Source organism: Gulosibacter sediminis (assembly GCF_030011715.1).
GTDB lineage: Bacteria > Actinomycetota > Actinomycetes > Actinomycetales > Microbacteriaceae > Gulosibacter > Gulosibacter sediminis.
Genome location: NZ_JASCYH010000016.1, coordinates 30,094 through 51,637, shown reverse-complemented (window position 1 = coordinate 51,637; position 21,544 = coordinate 30,094). Strand labels below are relative to the sequence as shown.

Annotated in this window: 21 protein-coding genes; all 21 read right to left on the bottom strand. The window is 68.5% G+C overall.

The window, feature by feature from the left end; translation table 11 throughout:
• Positions 1 to 74: 74 nt before the first annotated feature.
• Positions 75 to 1,538 (bottom strand): pyruvate kinase, encoded by a 1,464-nt coding sequence (gene pyk, locus QM019_RS07235; RefSeq protein ID WP_282852434.1) that lies wholly within the window; start codon positions 1,536 to 1,538, stop codon positions 75 to 77.
• A gap of 34 nt (positions 1,539 to 1,572) precedes the next feature.
• Positions 1,573 to 2,538, bottom strand: coding sequence for a prolipoprotein diacylglyceryl transferase (gene lgt / locus QM019_RS07230; RefSeq protein ID WP_282852432.1), 966 nt, complete (start codon positions 2,536 to 2,538; stop codon positions 1,573 to 1,575).
• On the bottom strand, positions 2,538 to 3,323 hold the full coding sequence (gene trpA, locus QM019_RS07225; protein ID WP_282852431.1) for a tryptophan synthase subunit alpha: 786 nt from the start codon (positions 3,321 to 3,323) through the stop codon (positions 2,538 to 2,540). Before trpA ends, lgt begins: the two co-directional genes overlap by 1 nt.
• Complete coding sequence (trpB, locus tag QM019_RS07220; protein ID WP_282852430.1) at positions 3,320 to 4,543, bottom strand: tryptophan synthase subunit beta; 1,224 nt, start codon at positions 4,541 to 4,543, stop codon at positions 3,320 to 3,322. The genes trpA and trpB overlap by 4 nt, the downstream gene beginning before the upstream one ends.
• A 1-nt stretch (position 4,544) precedes the next feature.
• Entirely contained in the window at positions 4,545 to 5,318 is a 774-nt protein-coding gene (gene trpC, locus QM019_RS07215) for an indole-3-glycerol phosphate synthase TrpC (protein ID WP_125107340.1), read from the bottom strand.
• A 6-nt stretch (positions 5,319 to 5,324) separates the two neighbouring features.
• A complete protein-coding gene (locus tag QM019_RS07210) occupies positions 5,325 to 5,555 on the bottom strand; it encodes an HGxxPAAW family protein (protein WP_125105865.1) in 231 nt (76 codons plus the stop codon).
• Positions 5,556 to 5,589: 34 nt separating this feature from the next.
• Entirely contained in the window at positions 5,590 to 6,219 is a 630-nt protein-coding gene (locus QM019_RS07205) for a Trp biosynthesis-associated membrane protein (protein ID WP_211198206.1), read from the bottom strand.
• On the bottom strand, positions 6,216 to 6,587 hold the full coding sequence (gene hisI / locus QM019_RS07200; RefSeq protein ID WP_193127801.1) for a phosphoribosyl-AMP cyclohydrolase: 372 nt from the start codon (positions 6,585 to 6,587) through the stop codon (positions 6,216 to 6,218). The genes QM019_RS07205 and hisI overlap by 4 nt, the downstream gene beginning before the upstream one ends.
• Positions 6,580 to 7,365, bottom strand: coding sequence for an imidazole glycerol phosphate synthase subunit HisF (gene hisF / locus QM019_RS07195; protein ID WP_282852427.1), 786 nt, complete (start codon positions 7,363 to 7,365; stop codon positions 6,580 to 6,582). The genes hisI and hisF overlap by 8 nt, the downstream gene beginning before the upstream one ends.
• 2 nt (positions 7,366 to 7,367) lie before the next feature.
• Positions 7,368 to 8,207: an ATP phosphoribosyltransferase gene (gene hisG, locus QM019_RS07190; RefSeq protein WP_282852426.1), complete on the bottom strand. Its 840-nt coding sequence runs from the start codon at positions 8,205 to 8,207 to the stop codon at positions 7,368 to 7,370.
• 13 nt (positions 8,208 to 8,220) lie between these two features.
• Positions 8,221 to 8,484, bottom strand: coding sequence for a phosphoribosyl-ATP diphosphatase (locus tag QM019_RS07185; protein ID WP_125105860.1), 264 nt, complete (start codon positions 8,482 to 8,484; stop codon positions 8,221 to 8,223).
• A gap of 9 nt (positions 8,485 to 8,493) precedes the next feature.
• The gene (gene rpe / locus QM019_RS07180) at positions 8,494 to 9,177 is read right to left on the bottom strand and encodes a ribulose-phosphate 3-epimerase (RefSeq protein WP_193127798.1); all 684 of its coding nucleotides are present in this window, start codon (positions 9,175 to 9,177) and stop codon (positions 8,494 to 8,496) included.
• Positions 9,170 to 10,570: a transcription antitermination factor NusB gene (locus tag QM019_RS07175; RefSeq protein WP_282852425.1), complete on the bottom strand. Its 1,401-nt coding sequence runs from the start codon at positions 10,568 to 10,570 to the stop codon at positions 9,170 to 9,172. Before QM019_RS07175 ends, rpe begins: the two co-directional genes overlap by 8 nt.
• Positions 10,567 to 11,487, bottom strand: a complete 921-nt coding sequence (gene fmt, locus QM019_RS07170; protein ID WP_282852424.1) for a methionyl-tRNA formyltransferase — start codon at positions 11,485 to 11,487, stop codon at positions 10,567 to 10,569. Before fmt ends, QM019_RS07175 begins: the two co-directional genes overlap by 4 nt.
• A gap of 26 nt (positions 11,488 to 11,513) precedes the next feature.
• Positions 11,514 to 13,496, bottom strand: a complete 1,983-nt coding sequence (locus QM019_RS07165) for a primosomal protein N' family DNA-binding protein (RefSeq protein WP_282852423.1) — start codon at positions 13,494 to 13,496, stop codon at positions 11,514 to 11,516.
• On the bottom strand, positions 13,493 to 14,695 hold the full coding sequence (gene metK, locus QM019_RS07160; RefSeq protein WP_282852422.1) for a methionine adenosyltransferase: 1,203 nt from the start codon (positions 14,693 to 14,695) through the stop codon (positions 13,493 to 13,495). The genes QM019_RS07165 and metK overlap by 4 nt, the downstream gene beginning before the upstream one ends.
• Positions 14,696 to 14,766: 71 nt before the next feature.
• Entirely contained in the window at positions 14,767 to 16,038 is a 1,272-nt protein-coding gene (coaBC, locus tag QM019_RS07155) for a bifunctional phosphopantothenoylcysteine decarboxylase/phosphopantothenate--cysteine ligase CoaBC (RefSeq protein WP_282825437.1), read from the bottom strand.
• A gap of 19 nt (positions 16,039 to 16,057) precedes the next feature.
• Complete coding sequence (rpoZ, locus tag QM019_RS07150) at positions 16,058 to 16,393, bottom strand: DNA-directed RNA polymerase subunit omega (RefSeq protein ID WP_125105853.1); 336 nt, start codon at positions 16,391 to 16,393, stop codon at positions 16,058 to 16,060.
• 32 nt (positions 16,394 to 16,425) lie between these two features.
• A complete protein-coding gene (gmk, locus tag QM019_RS07145; protein WP_282852420.1) occupies positions 16,426 to 17,331 on the bottom strand; it encodes a guanylate kinase in 906 nt (301 codons plus the stop codon).
• The gene (pyrF, locus tag QM019_RS07140; RefSeq protein ID WP_125105851.1) at positions 17,328 to 18,233 is read right to left on the bottom strand and encodes an orotidine-5'-phosphate decarboxylase; all 906 of its coding nucleotides are present in this window, start codon (positions 18,231 to 18,233) and stop codon (positions 17,328 to 17,330) included. Before pyrF ends, gmk begins: the two co-directional genes overlap by 4 nt.
• A complete protein-coding gene (carB, locus tag QM019_RS07135) occupies positions 18,230 to 21,532 on the bottom strand; it encodes a carbamoyl-phosphate synthase large subunit (protein WP_282825432.1) in 3,303 nt (1,100 codons plus the stop codon). Before carB ends, pyrF begins: the two co-directional genes overlap by 4 nt.
• Positions 21,533 to 21,544 lie beyond the last annotated feature (12 nt).

The following is a 21,544-nucleotide window of genomic DNA, read 5'->3' as shown; positions in this document are numbered from 1 at the left end:
CCTGCCCCCCCGCGTACGACCAGGGCTGCCACGATCAGTTCGATCGTGGCAGCCCTGTTCGTACGCGCGAGCCGCTAGCCCTTGCGGGAGTGGCGCCCCTCGTAGGCCGGCGCCACCGCGTCGAGGGCGTCGCCTACGCGGTGCACGCGCAGGTCGTTCGTCGAGCCGGGAACTCCCGGAGGGGAACCGGCAATGACGATGACTTTGTCACCGCGCTGCGCCTTGCCGGTTGAGATGAGGTACTCATCGACTTGGAGGAACAGCTCATCGGTGTGCTTCTTGCGCTCGACGATGATGCCGTCGACGCCCCAGTTGAGGTTCATGCGGCGACGAATCGCCGCGCTCGGAGTGAAGCCGAGCATCGGGATCTGCGGGCGCAGCCGCGACAGGCGGCGCACCGAGTCGCCTGACTCGGTGAAGACGCAGTAGTACTTCGCGCCGAGGAACTCACCGACCTCCGTCGCGGCGAGGGTGATGACGCCGCCCTGGGTGAAGGGTTGGGTGCCGAGCGGCGGAATCATGCTCAGCCCGTGCTCCTCAGTCGACTCGATGATGCGCGCCATCGTCTCGACCGTGATGATCGGGTACTCGCCGACGCTCGTCTCGCCCGAGAGCATGAGCGCATCGGCGCCATCGAGCACCGCGTTCGCGCAGTCCGAGGCCTCGGCACGGGTCGGGCGCGGGCTCGAAATCATCGACTCGAGCATCTGCGTCGCCACGATCACCGGCTTCGCTCGGCGGCGTGCGAGCTCGATCGCACGCTTCTGCACGATCGGCACCTGCTCGAGGGGCAGCTCGACGCCGAGGTCGCCGCGGGCCACCATGATGCCGTCGAAGGCATCGACGATGTCGGCGAGGCGGTCGACGGCCTGTGGCTTCTCGACCTTCGCGATGACGGGCAGGCGAACGCCCTCCTCGTCCATAATCTCGTGCACCCGAGTGATGTCCTCGGGGCCACGAACGAACGAGAGCGCGATGATGTCGGCGCCGATGCGCAGACCCCAGCGGAGGTCGTCTTCGTCTTTCTCGCTCAGCGCGGGCACGTTGACCGCGACGCCGGGCAGGTTGATGCCCTTGTTGTTCGAGACGGGGCCGCCCACCTCGACGACCGCGGTGACGGTCGTGTCGGTCACCTCGGTCGCGCGCAGCGCGACGCGGCCGTCGTCGATGAGAATCGGGTCGCCGGGGCGCACGTCGCCGGTGAGCCCCTTGAAGGTGGTGCTGACGATCTGCTGGTTGCCGACGATGTCGTCGACGGTGATCTTGAAGGTGTCGCCCTTGTCGAGCTGGTACGGGCCGGCCTCAAACTTGCTGAGGCGGATCTTCGGGCCCTGCAGGTCGACGAGCACCGCCGCCGGCAGGCCGAGTTCTTCGGATGCGTCGCGCACGTAGCCGTAGTTGGTCGTGTGCACCTCGTGGTCGCCATGGCTGAGGTTGAATCGCGTCACGTTGACGCCGGCCGTCAGCAGGCTTCGGATACCCTCCGGCGAGGACACCGCGGGGCCGAGCGTCGCGACAATTTTCGCGCGTCGTGTCATGTTGACCTCTTCGTAGTTCGCGAGAACGAGTCGATTACTTCGACTCGTCGGAGCCATTCTTGTCGGTGGTGGTTACAGCTTCGTTGACGCCGGCCGTGACCGCCACGGGAGATTCCTCGGGGTCGGGCGTCTCGGCGTCGTCGTCTTCGCTCCAGACATGGTCGTCGGCGTAGATCGACTGCTCGTTGCTTCGGTAGCGCCGCGTCTGCACGATGAAGAGCACGACGCCGATCAGCGCGAGCACGAGCGCGCCGAACACGTTCGAGCGCAGGCCGAGGATGACCTCGGAGTAGTCGACGCGGATCGACTCGATCATCATGCGACCCACGCCGTACCAGATGAAGTAGATCGCGACCGTCTTGCCCCAGCGCATCCGGAACATCCGCTCGAGCACGAGAATCACGCCGATGCCGACGAGGTTCCAGAGCATCTCGTAGAGGAAAGTCGGGTGAAACAGCGTGCCGGCGGGCAGCCCTTCGGGAATCGCCGCATTCGGCTGCGGAATCTCGAGGCCCCAGGGCAGATCGGTCGGCCAGCCGAACAGCTCGTGGTTAAACCAGTTGCCAATGCGGCCGATTGCCTGCGCCGCGAGCAGGGCCGGGGCCACCGCATCCGCGAAACTAAGGAAGCGGATGCCGCGCATGCGGCAGACGATGTACGCGCCGATCGCGCCGCCGATGAGGCCGCCGATGATCGCGTTGCCGCCCTCCCAGATGGCAAACACGCGCCACCAGTCGGCGCCCTCGTAGAAGTAGTCGGCCGGGTGCGTCGCCACGTGGTAGAGCCGCGCGCCGAGCAGGCCGAGGATCACCGCGGGCACCGCAATGTCGATGATGATCCACGGCTCGCCGCCGCGCGCAGTCAGACGCCGGTTCGTCCACCACACCGCGAAGACGATGCCGAGCACGATGACGAGGGCGTAGACGTGCAGCGTCAAGGGGCCGATCGAGAAGGCCGCCCACTCGGCGGGCGGCGATGGAATCGAGGTCGGCGCGGGCACTAGCGCTCCGTTCCCTGTGCGAGTGAGCGGGCGGTGTCGGTGAGCGAGTCGAGGCCCTCGCCGAGCGAGCGCACGAGCGCCGAGCCGACGATCGCGCCCTCGGCGTAGTCGAGCACGTCGCGAACCTGCTCGCCGGTCGAGATGCCGATGCCAACGCAGGCCCGCTCGCAGCCGGCCTGGTGAAGCCGGTCGGCCAGCACGCGCGCGGCGTGGTCGACGTCGGCGCGCGCGCCGGTGATGCCCATCGTCGAGACGGTGTACACGAAGCCGCGCGACGAGGCGATGATCTTCTCGAGGCGCTCGTCACTCGACGTCGGCGCCGCGAGGAACACCCGGTCGAGATCGTGCGCGCTCGCCGCCGCGAGCCATTCGTCGGCCTCGTCGGGGATCAGATCTGGCGTGATCGCGCCCGCGCCGCCCGCCGAGCCGAGGTCGGCCGCGAACGCGTCGATGCCGTGCTGCAACATGAGGTTGATGTAGCTCATCACTAGGATGGGCGTGTCGACCTCGGCGCGCACCCGCTCGATCGCGCGGAACAGGTCGCTCACGCGGAAGCCCGAGGCGAGGGCCTGCTGGCAGGCGGCCTGAATCACGGGGCCGTCCATCACCGGGTCGGAGTAGGGAACCCCGAACTCGATGACGTCGGCGCCGGCCCGCGAGAGCGCAATCGCGGCATCAACGGAGGCGTCAAGGTTCGGGAAACCGGCGGGAAGGTAGCCGATGAAGGCGCCCCGGCGCTCGGTGCGGGCGGCGTCGATGGCGCGCTCGACCTGAGACGTGCTCACTTGTCGCCTCCGATCACGCGGCTCGCGTCGCTGAGCTCGAAGTAGTTCATTGCGGTCTCCATGTCTTTGTCGCCGCGGCCCGAGAGCGACACGATGATCGTCGCCGAGGGGCCGAGCTGCTGCCCGATCTTGATCGCGCCGGCAAGCGCGTGCGCCGACTCGATCGCAGGAATGATGCCCTCGGTGCGCGAGAGCAGGCGCATGGCCTCCATCGCCTCGGTGTCGGTCGCACCCGAGTAGCTCACGCGCCCCGTCATCGCGAGCCACGAGTGCGCGGGGCCGACGCCCGGGTAGTCAAGGCCCGCCGAAATCGAGTGCGACTCGATCGTCTGGCCGTCGTCGTCTTGCATGAGCAGCGTCTTGGCGCCGTGCAGCACACCGGTGCGGCCGGTGCCAATCGTCGCCGCGGTGCGCGGGGTGTCCTCGCCTTCCCCCGCCGCCTCGATACCGTGCAGCGAGACGGTCTCGTCGTCGAGGAAGGCCTCGAACATGCCGATCGCGTTCGAGCCGCCGCCGACGCAGGCAACCACGGCATCCGGCAGCGCGCCGGTGAGGTCGAGGCACTGCTGGCGTGCCTCGACGCTGATGACCTGCTGCGTGTCGCGCACGAGGGCCGGGAATGGGTGGGGCCCGGCCGCGGTGCCGAAAATGTAGTTCGTCGTCTCGACGTTTGCGACCCAGTCGCGGAACGCCTCGTTGATGGCGTCCTTCAGCGTCTGCGAGCCCGAGGCCACGGCAATCACCTCGGCGCCGAGCAGGCGCATGCGTGCGACGTTGAGGGCCTGGCGCTCGGTGTCGACCTTGCCCATGTAGATGGTGCAGTCGAGGCCGAATAGCGCGGCCGCGGTTGCGGTCGCGACGCCGTGCTGGCCCGCGCCGGTCTCGGCGATAATGCGCGTCTTGCCGAGGCGCTTGGTCAGCAGCGCCTGGCCGAGCACGTTGTTGATCTTGTGCGAGCCGGTGTGGTTGAGGTCCTCGCGCTTGAGCAGGATGCGCGCCCCGCCCGCCGACTTCGCGAAGGTCGGCGCCTCGGTGAGCAGCGAGGGCCGCCCAGCATAGTCACGCAGGAGGCGCTGGAACTCGCCCCAGAACTCCGGGTCATTCTTGCCGGCCGTCCACTCGCGGTCGAGCTCGTCGAGCGCGGCGATGAGGCTTTCGGGGACGAAGCGTCCACCGAACTCGCCGAAGTATGGTCCCTGCGCGTTCCGGTACTGAGTCACGTTATGCCTGTAGGTATTCCTTGATGGTGGTTTCTGGATCGTCGCCCGTCACGAGCGCTTCGCCGATGAGCACGGCGTCGGCGCCAGCGTCGCGGTAGGCGCGCACGTGTTCCGGGCGCAGCACCGCCGACTCGGCAACCTTGATGACGCCCTCGGGATAGCTCGGGGCAAGCTCGCCGAAGAGCTCGGGATGCATCTCGAACGTCTGGAGGTCGCGCGCGTTCACGCCGAGCACCTTGGCGCCCGCGTCGAGCGCGCGGTTGAACTCCTCGCGGGTGTGCGCCTCAATGAGTGCCGTCATGCCGAGGTCTTCGGCAAACGACTTGAGTCGCGTCAGGGTCGCCTGGTCGAGGCTCGCCACGATGAGCAGGATGAGGTCGGCCCCGGCCGCGCGGGCCTCGAGCAGTTGGTACTCCTCACCGATGAACTCCTTGCGGAGCACCGGGATGTCGACGGCCGCGCGCACGGCGCGGAGGTCGTCGAGCGAGCCGAGAAACTTGCGCTCCTCGGTGAGCACGCTGATGGCCGCGGCTCCCCCGCGCTCGTAGCGACGAGCGAGGTCGGCCGGATCGGGGATGCCTGCCAGGGCGCCGCGCGAGGGGCTCGCGCGCTTCACCTCGGCGATGATGTTGACGGTGTCGCGCGGAGACAGCGCAGCAACCGCGTCGAGCGCGGGCGACTGGGCGAGCGCAAGACGCTCGACCTCAGCAGTTGGCACTTCGGCGCGACGGCGCGCGGCGTCCTCGAGCGAGCCCGCAAGAAGGTCGTCGAGCATCATGGCTTAGTGGTGTTCCTTGGGCCCGAGGCCAGCCGCCTGCATGATGACCCAGGCAAGCGCACCGATCGGGATCAGCGCAACGCCGATCCAGAGAATGATGTCGATGTTGAGGAAGAGACCGACGGTTCCGATCAAGAACCCGAGGCAGATCAGCGTGAAGCCCGTCCAGCCCGCAACCGAGTTGCCTTCGTCTTCGACGTGGTACTTCGAGAAAACGACGTCCTCGTTCGACATCCCATGACTCCTTGTGTCGCTGCCAGATACCTGATCAGTCTACCTGGCGAGTGGGCGATTCTTCGTCGGTCGGGTCATCGCCCGCCGAGAGCGCGTCCCACTGGCTCACGCGCGTGTCGCCGACGGCCTCATCGGCCTCCTGTTCGCTGCTCGCATCCCGATCGAATCGACGGCCGCCGCTCGCCCAGCTGCGCGAGGTGATCGCCGCGAACGCGCCGGAGATCGCCACCCCGACGCCGCCGATCGCGGCGATGAGTGGCCACGCGGTGCCGCTCACCTCTCCGGTCGCGATGACCTGACGAATCGCGTTTTCGCCGCCGATCGCGGTCGCCTCACCGACCGGGGCGAGGAGGCCGGCGGCGGGATCGCCATAGGCGAGGCTCGCGGTGACCGCGATGCCCGCGCCGAGCAGGACGAGCAGGATCGCCAGGATGAGCCGCCAACTGCGCTGCGCCATCGCCATCGCGGCGGTGCCCGCGAGTGCCGCGAGCGAGAGCGCCATGACGGGCAGCGAGGCATCGCTGCCCGAGGCCGTGATGTCGGCCGAGGTGCCCTCAACGTCGAGGACGAGGTGCGCCCACGGTTGCGTCCACGCGATCATCGCGAGCGCGGCGAACACGACCGGGCCAAGGAGGCTCAACCGTTTGCTCAGGCGGGGGCTCACGAGAAATGCACCGCGTTCGGGTCGGAGTCCCAGCAGGTGCGCGTGCCAAGGTGGCACGCGGCGCCCTCCTGGTGCACGCGCAGCAGCACGGTGTCGGCGTCGCAGTCGACCGCGAACGATTTCACGGCCTGCGTGTGGCCCGAGGTATCACCCTTGCGCCAGAGTTCGTCGCGCGAGCGCGACCAGTAGACGGCCCGACGCTCGGTGAGCGTGCGTCGGATCGACTCGGCGCTCATCCACGCCATCATGAGCACCTCGCCGGTGTCCCACTGCTGCGCGATCGCCGGAACGAGGCCGTTCTCAGCGAACTGCACCTGGGCGATGATCTGTTCGATCTGCTCGGTCGTGAGGTCAGGCTGCTCAGACATCGCGCACCACCGCACCCGAGTCGCGCAGGGACCGCTTGACCTCGGGGATCGTGATCTCGCCGTAGTGGAAGACGCTTGCCGCGAGCACCGCATCGGCGCCGGCAGCGACCGCGGGCGCGAAGTCGTCGACCCTGCCCGCACCGCCAGAGGCGATGACGGGCACGGTCGCGAGCCCGCGCATCCGCTCGATCAGCTCAAGATCGAAGCCCGCCTTCGTGCCGTCGGCGTCCATCGAGTTGACGAGGAGTTCGCCGGCGCCGCGCTCGCTGGCCTCGCGCGCCCAACCGAGCGCGTCGATGCCGGTGTCGGTGCGGCCTCCGTGGGTCGTAACGACGAAGCCCGACTCGGTCGAGTCGCTGCGGCGAATATCGAGCGAGAGCACGAGCACCTGCGCCCCGAACTTCGCCGCGATCTCGTCGATCAGGCTCGGCCGCGCGATCGCCGCCGAGTTCACGCCGACCTTGTCGGCGCCCGACGCGAGCAGCTGCGTGACGTTCTCGACGCTGCGCACCCCGCCTCCAACGGTGAGGGGAATAAAGATGTTCTCGGCCGTGCGGGTGACCAGGTCAAACGTGGTAGCCCGGTTCTCGTTCGTCGCGGTGACGTCGAGGAAGGTAATCTCGTCGGCGCCCTGTTGCGCGTACGCGATCGCGAGTTCGACGGGGTCGCCGGCGTCGCGGAGGTTGAGGAAATTGACGCCCTTGACGACGCGGCCGTCGGCCACATCGAGGCACGGGATGACCCGAACCGCGAGCGAGTCGGTGGTGGAGCTCGTCATGGTTACATCCGTGCGGCCTGGAGCGCGGTCACGAGGATCGCGCGGGCGCCGACGTCGGAGAGCTGGTCCATCACCTGGTTGAGCTCGCGGTTCGGCACGAGCGAGCGCACGGCGAACCACGTCTCGTCGTGCAGCGGCGAGACGGTCGGCGACTGGAAGCCCGGCGTGATCGCCATGGCGGCCTGCAGCTTCTCGGCGGGGATGTCGTAGTCCATGATCGAGTAGCGTCGCGCGACGAGCACACCTTCGAGGCGCTTGATCAGCGTGCGCGTGTGCTCGACCTTGGCTGGCGTCGAGATGAGCACTGCGGTCGACTCAAGAATGACGGGGCCGAAGATCTCGAGCCCGGCCTGGCGCAGCGTCGTGCCGGTCGAGACGACGTCGGCGACCGCGTCGGCGACGCCGAGCTGAATCGACGATTCGACGGCGCCGTCGAGCTTCACGAGTTCGGCGTCAACTCCGTGCTGAGCGAAGTAGGCGCCGAGCAGGCCGACAAAGCTGGTAGCGACCCGTTTGCCGTTGAGGTCGGCGAGCTCCGAGAACTCGCCGGGCTTCGCGGCAAAGCGGAAGGTCGAGCCACCAAAGTCAAGCGCGCGAATTTCGCTCGCCTTCGATTCGGAGTCGAGCAGCAGGTCGCGGCCGGTGATGCCGGCGTCGAGCACGCCCTCGCCGACATAGGTGGCGATGTCGCGCGGGCGAATATAGAAGAACTCGACCTCGTTGACGGGGTCGAACGCGACGAGTTCGCGGTCGCCGCGGCGGCCACGGTAGCCCGCCTCGATGAGCATCTCGTTGGCGGTCGCCGCGAGCATGCCCTTGTTGGGCACAGCAATGCGAAGCATGTGTGGGGGTCTCCTAGAGGTGCTGGTAAATGTCTTCGAGCGAGTAACCCTTGGCGAGCATCATCACCTGCAGGTGGTAGATGAGCTGGGACATCTCTGCCTGGCACTCGGCGTCGGATTCGTATTCGGCTGCCATCCACGTCTCGGCAGCCTCTTCGACGAGCTTCTTGCCGATGAAATGGACCCCGCGATCCAGCTCCGCGACCGTACCCGAACCCTCGGGGCGCGTGGCGGCTTTTTCGCTCAATTCGGCAAACAGATCTTCAAAGCTCTTCACGGCTCCACCCTAGTGGGTTGCGGTGTCAGCAGCGTGCACGTGCGCGCTCGCGAGCTCGCGCAGGCGGGCGATTTCGTCCGCCGGCTCGCCTCGGAATACTGCCGAGCCCGCCACGAACGTGTCGGCTCCGGCCGCGGCGGCAATCTCGATGGTGTCGGCCGAGATGCCGCCGTCGACCTGCAACCAGAGTTCGGCGTCGTGCGCGCGGGCCCACTCGCGCGCCTGCCGAAGCTTCGGCATCGTCTCGGCCATGAACGACTGCCCGCCGAAGCCCGGCTCGACCGTCATGATCAGCAGCTGGTCGAAGTGCTCGAGCAGCTCCTCGATCTGAGCGAGCGGTGTGCCGGGTCGCAGCGCCACCCCCACCCGTGCGCCGCGATCGCGGATCGCGCGGGCAAGGGTCACGGGCGCGGTCGCGGCCTCGAGGTGGAATGTCACCGAGAAGACGCCGAGCTCGGCAAACTGCGGCGCCCAGCGGTCTGGATCTTGGATCATGAGATGGAGGTCGAGTGGAATCGGCGAGATCTGCTGCAGGCGCTCCACCATCGGCTGGCCGAACGTGAGGTTCGGCACGAAATGGTTGTCCATGATGTCGACGTGGGCCGCATCGGCAGTGCGGATGCGGTCGAGCTCGCCAGCGAAGTTCGCGAAGTCGGCGGCGAGGATCGACGGGTTAATGCGGACGTCAGCCACGAGGGGGCTCCTCTTCGTTCGGGGTGCGCAGCAGCGCGAGGAACATCGCGTCGGTGCCGTGGCGATGTGGCCACAGTTGCACCGCGGTGCCGGTGCCAACGCGGATCTCGGCAAGGTCGAGATCGGGCGCGAGCTCACCGCAAATCGCTCGAGTGTCGAGGGGAGATGCGGCGCCAGCGGCGACGGCGCGTTCGACCACCTCCGTCGTCTCTGCCGGATGCGGTGAGCAGGTCACGTACGCGACGAGCCCTCCCGGCGCGGTCGCTCGCAGCGCCGCGTCGAGCAGTTCGCGCTGCAGCACCGCGAGTTCGCGAACATCCTGCTCGGACTTGCGCCAGCGCGCCTCGGGCCGACGCCGCAGAGCGCCGAGGCCCGTGCACGGTGCGTCGACGAGGATGCGGTCGAAGCGGCCGGCTCGCTCGGCAAATTCACGACCGTCGAGTTCGGTCACCTCGAATTCCCCGAGCGGCTCGAGCGCCTGTCGCACGAGACCGGCGCGCGAGGGCGTCACCTCGTTCGCCGTGAACTCGGCGCCGGCGACGAGGGTCTCTGCCGCGACGAGCGCCGACTTACCGCCGGGCCCGGCGCAAAGATCGAGGAGTCGCTCCCCCGGCCGCAGCGCTTCGGCTCGGGTCAGCGCGAGCGCGACGAGCTGCGAGCCGGCGTCCTGCACTCGCGCCCGGTGCGCTTGCACGGCCTCGAGCTTGGCGGGGTCACCCGACTCGAGTTCGAGCGCGGTCGGCGCCGCGGGCTGCGCTCGGAGTCGCGCGGACTCGCTCGCGAGCTCATCCCTGCCGGCTCGACCGGGAAGGGCAGCCAGTTGCACGTGCGGCGCCACGTTGTCGGCCTCGAGGAGCGCGACGAGTTCCCCAGCGCGGTCCTCCCGTTTGAGCGCCGCCGCAAACGCGTCGACGATCCAACGCGGGTGCGCGTGCGTGATCGCGAGCCGCTCCCGAGCATCCGAAACCTTCGTCTCGATTTGCGCGAGCCATTCGTCGCGGTCTCGGCCCGCGATGCCCCGCAAAATCGCGTTGACGAAGCCCGCGGGCCCACGGCCCTCCCGCCGTCGCACGATGTTCACGGTCTCATTGACGGCGGCGTGGGCCGCGACGCGGGTGTCGAGCAACTGGTGTGCGCCGAGCCGGAGCGAGGCAAGCGCGACGGCGTCAATCTTGCGCAGCGGCCGGCCCGAGACCTCGGCGATGATCCAGTCGTAGAAGCCGAGCGCGCGCAGCGTGCCGTGCGTCAGCTGGGTCGCAAACGCGGCATCGGTGCCGTGGAGATCGGCCGATTCGAGCCGCTTCGGCAGCAGCAGGTTGGCGTAGGCTTCGTCCTCGATCACCGCGATGAGCACGTCAAGCGCGACCTCGCGCGGGGTCCGCGAGCGACTCATCCGAGGCGCACCGCGGCGCCGCGCTGGCCCCGCCACCAATCGGCGGCCGACATCGGCTTCTTGCCGGCGGGCTGCACCTCGAGCAGTTCGTAGCTGCCCTCGCCGGTCGCCACCAAGATGCGGCCCTTGCGCTCGCTCACGTCGCCGGGCGAGCCGGCCGCGTGCGTGGTCTCGGCCACGGCGCCGCGCAGCAGTTTGAACCGCTGACCGTCGCGCTCGCTGGCGGCACCCGGCTCGGGCGTCACGCCCCGCACGAGCGCGTCGATTTCGGCCGCGCTGCCGTGCCAGTCGACAAGCCCGTCGCGCACCGTGAGCTTGGCCGCGGTGGTCGCGTGCCCGGTCTGGGGAGTCGCCTCGGCGGTCCCTGCCTCGATCTCGGCGACCGTCGTCACGACGTCGGGCGCGCCGAGCTCGGCGAGCCGCTCGAGGAGCTCGCCGGCGGTTTCGTGCGTGCCGATATCAACCGATCGGTTCACGAAGGTCGGCCCCGTGTCGAGGCCCGCCTCGAGCTGGAACACCGCGATACCGCTCGCCGCGTCGCCGGCCATGATCGCCCGCTGCACGGGCGCGGCACCGCGCCAGCGAGGCAGCTGCGAAAAGTGCAGATTGATCCACCCGTGGCGGGGCGTGTCGAGCAGCGGGCTGCGCAGAATGCCGCCGTAGGCCACGACCACACCGAGGTCGAAGCCACGGTCCAGCAGCTCGGCGGTGGCCTCGTCGGTCACCCGGTTCGCGCGTACCACGTGCAGCCCGAGTTCCTCGGCCCGCGCGGCGACCGGCGACGGCGTGAGCACGCGCTTGCGGCCGACGGGCGCATCCTCGCGCGTCAGCACCGCGACGACGTCGTGCCCGGCGGCGACGAGCGCCTCGAGCGTCGGCGCCGCGGCCTGCGGTGTTCCGGCAAATGCGATTCGCATGGATCCTCCTGAAACGATGCTACTGACTAGAACACGTCGGGTGCGTCGAGCTGAACGCGCAGCGTCGATGACGGCGTTCCCCGCCCGCCCGCGCGACGTCGACTCGCCGATGCCTGGGCAATGAGCTCGGACTTCAACGCGGCCGCGACCGTGACACCGTCGCGATAGCTGAAGCGAATCACGGCCCGCGCCCGGTCGTGCTGTTCGGGGTCTGGCACCGGACCGAGCACCTGCACTTCGACCGCGTCGAGGTCGGTGAGTCGCCGCACCGCGGTGTCGACCTCGAGTTCGTTACCGGTGATCACCCCGACCCGCACAGCGGGCGGGAAGTGGAGTTCGCGCCGCTCGGCCAGCTCGGCACTCGCCCAATTGGTCTGCTGCCAATCGCGCAGGGCGATGAGCGGAGGCGACGGCTGCCCCGCGAGAATCACGGCGCCGTCGTCGGCGACGAGGGCCGCCGCGTTCGACCAGGCGCGCATCGCCGCCTCCGTAGCGCCGAGCGACTCGCGCGCGAGGGCGCCCTCGACGTCAAGCAGCAGCACCGCCCGATAGCCACCCTCGGGCACCGGCTCGGCGCCGCGGGTGGCCACGACGAGCTGCGGCGTCGCGTCGACGGCGACGAGGCGCTCCTCGCCATCGGCCAGCACGATGCGCGCGCCAGGAAACGCACGGCCGAGCTCCTCGGCCGTGCGCTGGTGGCCGATGCCGCCGGAGCGCAGCTTCGCCTCGCCGCACTCGCGACACGTCCAATCGGCATGTGGCCGACCGCAGACGGCGCACGAGGGCACGCCGCCAGGGCCGTGCTGCTGCAGCCGACCGCCGCAGAATGAGCACGAGGCCGACGTGCGGCAGCTCGCGCACGCGAGATACGGGCGATATCCGGCCCGCCCGACTTGCACGAGCACCGGGCCACGGTCGAGTCCCTCGCGCGCGGCGCGCCAGGCCGACGAGGGGATGCGCGCCTCGCGCTGCGCCGACTCGTCACCGAGCGTCGCGGCAGCCGGGATGACCTTCGGCCGCTGGGGCCGCAGCGGCCGGACTTCGTGCAGCCAGCCGGTCGAGAGCAGCCGCGCCGCCTCGAGCGAGGGCGCATGGCCCGCAAGAATCACGGCGCAGTTCTGCTGTTGCGCACGCATGAGCGCCACCTCGCGCGCGTGTGCGTACGGCGCGTGCGGCTCGCGGAACGATTCATCATCGTCGTCCCACATGAGGATGCCGCCGAGCCGATGCGCGGGCGCGTAGACCGCCGCCCGGGTGCCAACCACGAGCTGGGGTACCGGCTCAAGCGCCCGCAGAAATTGTTCGTAGCGCGGCATCGGCTTGAGTCGTGAATCGAAGCGGCGCACCGACGCCGTCGGCAGCACCCCCTCGGCCGCAGCGATCGCGAGATCGAGGTCGCGGTAGTCCGGTACAAGCACGATGGCCGAACGGCCCATCGCGACGAGTTCGGCGGCCATCTCGACGAGCGTGCGCAGCGCGCGCGGAGTAGCGCCAGCGACCCCGACGGGGACGCGAAGCGACCACCGCACCGGCGTGTCGCCGCGCAGCGCGTCAAGGAGTTCGGGGCCGTAGCTGGCTTCGAGCGAGGTGTGCGAGGTAAGCACCGGTGCGGCTGCGGCGGCACGGCCGGCTCGCTCCCCCGTTTCGTCGTCGAGCCAGCGACCCTCGAGCCGCGCCGAGCGCGCCGGGATCGCGAGGCGCAGCACGTCAGACATCGTGCCGGCCTGGCGATCGGCCACGGCCCGCGCAAGGCGGGCGAGCTCGGGCGGCAGCACCCGCGCCCCCGATACGAGCTGCTCGACCTTCGCGAGTCGTCCCGTGTACTCGGGGTCGTCGGTCAACTCGACGACGTAGCCGCCCACGACGCGACCGCCACTGCGCAGCGGCACCTTGACGCGCATCCCCTCGCGGAGTTGACCACGCAACTCGACCGGAATCTCATACTCAAAGACCCGGTCGAGCTGTGGCAGCGGCGACTCGAGTACGACTCGAGCGACGGCGTGGGTCATTCGAGGCCGGCGGCCTCGCGCAGCGCCTCGGCTCGGTCGGTGTGCTCCCACGTAAACTCGGGCAAATCGCGACCGAAGTGACCGTAAGCGGCCGTCTTCGAGTAGATCGGGCGGTGCAGCTCGAGGTCTCGGATGATCGCGGCGGGGCGGAGGTCGAACACCTGGCGCACGGCCGCGAGGATCGTCTCGTTCGAGACCTTTTCGGTGCCGAAGGTCTCGCAGTACAGGCCCACCGGCTCGGCCGTGCCGATGGCGTAGGCGACCTGGAACTCGGCGCGGTCGGCGAGGCCCGCCGCGACGATGTTCTTCGCGACCCAGCGCATGGCGTACGCGGCAGAGCGGTCGACCTTCGATGGGTCCTTGCCACTGAACGCGCCACCACCGTGGCGTGCCATGCCGCCGTAGGTGTCGACGATGATCTTGCGACCCGTGAGGCCCGCGTCAGCAGCGGGGCCACCGAGCACGAAGTTGCCGGCCGGGTTAATGAGGATGCGCAGGCCCGAAGTATCGAGTTCGCTCACACGGGCGAGTACGGGCGTGACGACCTCGCGCACGACGTCGTTCTTGAGCTGCTCGAGGGTGACGTCGGCGTCGTGCTGGGTCGAAATGACGATCGTCTCGACGCTGCGGGGCTGGTGCTCGTCGTCATAGCCGATGGTCACCTGCGTCTTGCCGTCGGGACGAAGGTGGCCGAGCACGCCGTTCTTGCGCACCTCGGTGAGGCGCTCGGCGAGGCGGTGCGCAAGCCAAATCGGCAGCGGGAGCATGTCGGGCGTCTCGTTGCTGGCGTAACCGAACATGATGCCCTGGTCGCCTGCGCCGAGCTTCGAGATCTCGTCGTCGCTTGACCCCTCGCGATGCTCGAGCGACTGCTCGACGCCGCTCGAGATCTCGAGCGACTGCTCGCCGATCGACACCGAGACGCCGCAGAGGTTGCCGTCGAAGCCGTAGTCGCTCGAAGTGAAGCCGATTTCGGTGATGGTCTTGCGCACGATGCCCGCGATGTCCGCGTAGCCCGAGGTGCGCACCTCGCCCGCTACGTGCACCTGGCCGGTTGTCACCAGGGTCTCAACGGCGACGCGCGCCGAGGGGTCTTGGGCGAGGAGGTTGTCGAGGATGCGATCGGAGATCTGGTCGCAGATCTTGTCGGGGTGTCCCTCGGTGACCGATTCGGAGGTGAAGAGTCGGAGATTTGACATGATTGGCTCACTTTCCCTAGGAGTGCGCGGCGCCGGGCGCCGCGTGGGAGGACTTGTGTGAAGTGCGAACGCTAATTCGCGGTGTCGTCGCCGCGTTCGGCCACGACGACGTCAAGGATAGTGTTGGCCACCGACAGCTTGTCGCCGACGTCCTCAGCGAGCACGTCGCCGGCGAGGTTGAGCACCTGAATCTCGGTCTCCTCGCGGCCGAAGGTGTGATCCCAGCCGACTCGGTTGAGCACGAGCAGATCGCTGCCCTTGCGCTTCACCTTGGCGCGCGCGAGTTCGAGCCGGGCCGCGTCGTCGGCCTCAGTCTCGGCCGCGAAGCCAACGATGAGCTGGCCCTCGGGTCGCACCTCGACGAGGTTGCGCAGAATGTCGGGGTTCTTCGTGAAGGTGAGCGTCAGGGTGTCGCCCGTCGACTCCTTCTTGATCTTGTCATTCGAAACGCGATCGGGCCGGAAGTCGGCGACTGCCGCGGCCATGATGATGACGTCCTGTTTCGGCGCGAGCTCGGTCGCGGCCGCGGCGAGCTGCTCGGCGCTCGAGACACGCACGAGCTGTACGTCGTCGGGGGTGGCGACCTCGACGTTCGCGGCGATGAGAGTCACCTCGGCACCCCTCGCCGCCGCCCGGGCGGCGAGGGCGACGCCCTGCTTGCCCGAGGAACGGTTGCCCAGATACCGCACTGGGTCGATCGCCTCGCGGGTGCCGCCGGCGGTCACGAGCATCCGGATGCCCGCCAGGTCGCGACCCTGCGCGGCCGCGGCCCGCTCGCGCTCGGCGGTGCGAGCGGCGGCGAGGATCGCCGCGACAATGTCGTCGGGATCGGCGAGCCGGCCAGGGCCCTCGTCGGTGCCGGTGAGGCGCCCGGACTCGGGGCCAACGATGGTGACCCCGCGTTCGTCGAGCCGGTGGACGTTCGCCTGGGTCGCGGGGTGCTGCCACATCTCGGTGTGCATCGCGGGCGCTACCACGACCGGGGCACCGGTCGCGAGAATCGTGTTGGTGAGCAGGTCGTCGGCGAGCCCGGCGGCCATCCGCGCAAGCGTGTTCGCCGTCGCGGGCACGACCGCGACGACGTCGGCGTGCTGGCCGACCGCGACATGCTGCACCGCATGGACGTTTTCGAACACGTCGCGGCGCAGCGGGTTGCGGCTGATCGCCTCGAACGTCGGCGCACCGACGAACTCGAGGGCCGAGGGCGTGGCGATCACCTCGACGTGGTGGCCGAGCAGCACGAGCTGCCGAATGACCGAGACGGCCTTGTAGGCGGCAATACCACCCGAAACACCAACGACGATGCGCCAGCTGGCGGCCGCGTGCTCGTTCGCTGTCGTCATCGTCGCGGTGCGCCTGAGGCTATTCGGACTCGGCGGGGGTGACGTCGTCGTCACCGAAATCGATGATGTCGTCGTCACCGGGCAGAACAATCTCGGGCGCTGCCTGGGGCTCGCGCATGACGAGCTTGTTCTGGTTGATCTCGCGCAGGGCGATCGACAGGGGCTTGTCGTCCACGGCCGAGTCGACGAGCGGGCCGACGTTGTCGTAGATCGCACCGTCCTGCAGGTCGGTGTAGTAGTCGTTGATCTGACGAGCGCGCTTCGAGGCGAAGATCACGAGCTGGTACTTGTTGTCGACGCGCTCGAGCAGGTCGTCGAGCGGCGGGTCGATGATGCCCTTGGGCTTGTCAATCATGGTGCTTCCTTGTATTCAGTCGGCTTCGTGCGTCAGCTTGCGTCGTCTCGGGGAACGTCGAATCCCATGAGGCGGACGACTTCGCCGGCGGCCCTCGGAACGGTTTCGTTGACGACTCGGGCGTCAAACTCGTGCTGCGCGGCCAGTTCCACCTTCGCGGTCTCGAGCCGGCGCTGCTGCTCCTCGGGCGTTTCCGTGCCGCGTCCGATGAGTCGGCGAACCAACTCATCCCATGACGGGGGCAACAAAAACACCAGTCTAGCCTCTGGCATCGCAGCTTTCACCTGTCGCGCGCCCTGAAGGTCAATTTCCAGCAAGACCGGATGCGCGGCCGCGAGCTCGCGGCGGATCGGCGCGGCCGGCGTGCCGTAGCGATACGAGTTGTGCACGGTCGCGTATTCGAGCATCTCGCCCGACTCGACCATGCGGTCAAACTCGGCGTCGTCCACGAAGTAGTAGTCGCGACCCTCGACCTCACCGGGACGAGGGCTGCGGGTCGTCGCCGAGACCGAGATGTGCACGTCGGGGTAGTGCTCGCGAATGTATCGCGACACCGTGCCTTTGCCCACCGCCGTCGGCCCGGCGAGCACGACGACCCGGGGCGTCGCGCCGCTCGCTTGTTCCCATTCACCGAGCCAGGCGCGCAGCCGCTCGCGCTGATTGCGACCGAGACCGCCGAGGCGCTTGACGGGTGCGATCTGCAGCTCAGCGAGGATGCGTTCGGTCTTCGTGACGCCGATGTGCGGAATCGACCGCAGAAACTGCGTGATGCGCAGCGTCGAGGCCGGATGCTCCCGATCGCCCGCGGCGTCGAGCACGTCGATGGGTCGAGCGGCGCCCGACGAGATGCGGTTCTTCACCTCGGCCCGGGCGCGCCGGGCGGCGACCGCCGCTTTTGAGGCGGCGGAGCGGTCAACGGGAGGCGGGGTCAAAGTCATACGGCGAAGGCGTTCTTCAGGGTGTCGAGTTTCGAGGTGATCGCGTCGTCCAGGCCGGCGAGGCCGCCGTCGAGCATCGAGCGCGATGAAGTAACTATGACATTCTTGGCCGATTTCCCGAAAATCTTCGTGACGTCCTCGAACGCCGCACCCTGCGCGCCGAAGCCCGGCGCGAGGATCGGGGTGTCGGGTTCGGTCGCCAGGTCGTCGACATCGATATCGAGCAGCTGCATGTCGACGGTGGCGCCAAGGACGACACCGACCGAGCCCTTCGCGCGCCCCACCGAGTGCTCGCGGTTCCAGAGCGCCGCGCGCGCGGCGATGCCGCCGGCGACCGAGCGGCCCTCCTGCGAGCCGCGTACGCGGCGAGCGGTCTGCACCGACGCCGACTCGGGGTTCGACGTGGCGGCGAGCACGAACACACCTTTGCCGTACTGCTCGGTCATCTCGAGCGGCTTCCGGAAAGTGTCGAAGCCCTGGTACGGGTTGATCGTCATGGCGTCGGCCTCGAGGGGCATGCCAGGGGTCAGCCACGCCTCCGAGTAGGCCTCGAGGGTCGTACCCACATCGCCGCGCTTCACATCGGCGATCACGATCAGCCCGGCCTGGCGTGCCGCCTCGAAGACATCCTCGAGCACGCGGTACCCGCTCGCGCCGAAGCGCTCGTAGAACGCTACCTGCGGTTTGACGATGCCGACCCGGCCCGCGAGCTTCTCGATGATGCGCAGGCCAAACTCGTGCGCGCCGACCGCGCTCACGGGCAGGTCCCACTTCTGCAGCAGGTGCGTGTGCGGGTCGATGCCGACGCAGAGCCGACCGTAGCGGTCCATCGTGTCGGCGAGGCGCTCACCGAACGAAGGGCCGGTCGATGCCGGTACGGCCGGCTGGGTGGTGTCGCTCACGAGATTGCCTTCCTACGTGCGTTGTAGTCCTGCAGCGGGGTCACGTCGTAGCCATCACGCAGCGCCTGGAAGCTCGCGACCGCGGCTTGCAGCTCCGACATCGTGGTGAAGATGGGGAGGTCGGCCGAGACTGCGGCGGTCCGGATCTCGTAGCCGTCGCCCCGGGAGGCTCCCCCCGAAGGCGTGTTGATGACCATATCGATCTCGCCAGCGTGAATCATGTCAACGATGTTCGGGCGCTCCGTCGGCATGGTCGAGTGCTCGTCGGCGGTGAATTTGCCGACGAGTTCGGCATGGACGCCGTGGCGCGCCAACACCCGGGCGGTGCCCTCGGTGGCGTAGAGCTCGTAGCCGAGATCGACAAGCCGCATGATCGGCGCGACGATGGACCGCTTGTCGCGGTCGTTCACCGACACAAACAGCTTGCCCGACTCGGGAAGTCCGCCATAGGCCGCGATCTGGCTCTTCGCAAAGGCGCGGGGGAAGTCGTTGTCGATGCCCATGACCTCGCCCGTCGAGCGCATCTCGGGCGAGAGCAGCGCGTCGACGATGCTGCCGTCACGGGTGCGGAAGCGCTTGAACGGCAGCACGGCCTCCTTGACCGCGACCGGCGCATCCATCGGCTGGATGGTGCCATCGCCCTCGGCCGCGAGCATGCCCTCGGTGCGCAGCTGCGAGATCGAGTCGCCGACCATGACCCGGCTCGCCGCCTTCGCGAGCTGCACACCGAGCGCCTTCGACACGAACGGCACGGTGCGCGATGCACGCGGGTTCGCCTCGATGACGTACAGGCGGCCGGCGCTAATCGCGAACTGCACGTTGAGCAGGCCCTTGACGCCGATGCCCTCGGCGATCTTCAGCGTGGCGTCGCGGACCTCCTCGAGCACGCGGTTCGAGAGCGTGATCGCGGGAAGGGTGCAGGCCGAGTCGCCCGAGTGGATACCGGCCTCTTCGATGTGCTCCATGATGCCGCCGATGTAGAGCTCGGTGCCGTCGTAGATCGCGTCGACGTCGATCTCGGTGGCGTCGTCGAGGAAGCGGTCGACGAGCAGCGGGTGCGACTTCGAGATGATGACCTGGTTCGCGGTGCGCACGAAGTAGTCGTTGAGCTGCGCCGAGTCGTAGATGATCTCCATGCCGCGACCGCCGAGTACGAAGCTCGGGCGAAGCAACACGGGGTAGCCGATCGACTCGGCGACCTCGTGGGCGGTGGCGGCGTCGACGGCGGTGCCGTTCGCGGGCGCCGCGAGCCCCGCGTTGTCGAGGATCTCAGAAAATAGCCCGCGCTCCTCCGCGAGGTCGATCGCGGCGGGGTCGGTGCCGAGGATCGGCACGCCCGCGGCCTCAAGGCCCTTCGCGAGGCCAAGGGCCGTCTGGCCGCCGAGCTGCACGATCACGCCGAGCAGCTCGCCGCTCGCCCGCTCTGCGTCGACGATCTCAAGCACGTCCTCGAGCGTTAGCGGCTCGAAGTACAGGCGGTCGGAGGTGTCGTAGTCGGTCGAGACCGTTTCGGGGTTGCAGTTCACCATGATGGTCTCGTACCCGGCATCCGAGAGCGCGAAGCTCGCGTGCACGCACGAGTAGTCGAACTCGATGCCTTGCCCGATGCGGTTCGGCCCCGAGCCCAAGATAATGATCTTCTTGCGGTCGCTCGAGGTCACCTCGGTCTCGCTGTCGTAGCTCGAGTAGTGGTACGGCGTGAAGGCCGGGAACTCACCCGCGCAAGTGTCGACCGTCTTGTAGACAGGCACGACGCCGGCGTTGCGGCGGATGGCGCGCACCTCACCCTCGCCGAGCCCGCGAAGCTGCGCAAGCTGGGCATCCGAAAAGCCGTGACGCTTCGCGAGCCGCAGTGTCGGCGCATCCAGGCCCTCGGCCTGCCGCACGTGGTCGGCGACCTCGTTGATGAGCGCGATCTGGTCGATGAACCAGGGGTCGATCTTCGTCGCCTCGAAGACCTGCTCAGGCGTCGCGCCCTTCGCGAGGGCGATCTGCACGTCCACGATGCGGCCGTCAGTCGGAATCGCGATGCTCTCGAGCAGCTCGTCGATGCTGCGCGGATCGTCGCCCCAGGTGAACGACGAGTCGCGCTTCTCGAGTGAGCGCAGCGCCTTTTGCAGCGCCGTCGTGAAGTTGCGGCCGATCGCCATGGCCTCGCCGACTGACTTCATGGTCGTCGTGAGCAGCGGGTCGGCGGCCGGGAACTTCTCGAAGTTAAAGCGCGGCACCTTGACGACGACGTAGTCGAGCGTGGGCTCGAAGCTCGCCGGCGTGACGCGGGTGATGTCGTTCGGAATCTCGTCGAGGCGGTAGCCGATCGCGAGCTTCGCGGCGATCTTCGCGATCGGGAATCCGGTCGCCTTCGAGGCGAGCGCCGACGAGCGCGAGACGCGCGGATTCATCTCGATGACGATGATGCGACCGGTGGCCGGGTCGATGGCGAACTGGATGTTGCAGCCACCGGTGTCGACGCCGACGCGGCGGATGATGTCGATGCCGATATCGCGGAGGTTCTGGAACTCGACGTCGGTGAGCGTCAGCGCGGGCGCGACGGTGATCGAGTCGCCCGTGTGCACACCCACCGGGTCGAAGTTCTCGATCGAGCAAATGACGACGGTGTTGTCGAAGTTGTCGCGCATGAGCTCAAGCTCATACTCCTTCCACCCGAGGATCGACTCCTCGAGCAGCACCTCGGTGGTCGGCGACGCGAGCAGGCCCTCGCCGACGATGCGCACGAGCTCCTCCTCGGTGTGGGCGAAGCCCGAGCCGAGGCCACCCATCGTGAACGAGGGGCGCACCACGAGCGGGTAGCCGAGGTCGGCCGCGGCCACCTTCGCCTCGTCGATGGTGTGCGCGATGTGCGAACGCGCGACGTCGGCGCCCGCCTCGATGACGAGCTCCTTGAACACCTGGCGGTCTTCACCGCGACGGATCGCGTCGACCTTCGCGCCGATGAGCTCGACGCCGTGCTTCGCGAGGATGCCGAGCTCGTCGAGCTCCATGGCCGCGTTCAGGGCCGTCTGGCCGCCGAGCGTCGGAAGGATCGCGTCGGGCCGCTCCTTGATGATGATCTTCTCGATCGCCTCGGGGGTGATCGGCTCGATGTACGTCGCGTCGGCGAAGTCCGGGTCGGTCATGATCGTCGCCGGGTTCGAATTCACGAGGATGACGCGGATGCCGTCCTCGCGCAGCACGCGGCACGCCTGGGTGCCGGAGTAGTCGAACTCCGCCGCGATGCCGATGACGATCGGGCCGGAACCGATGACAAGGACGCTATTAATGTCGGTGCGCTTTGGCATGTATTCGTCGGC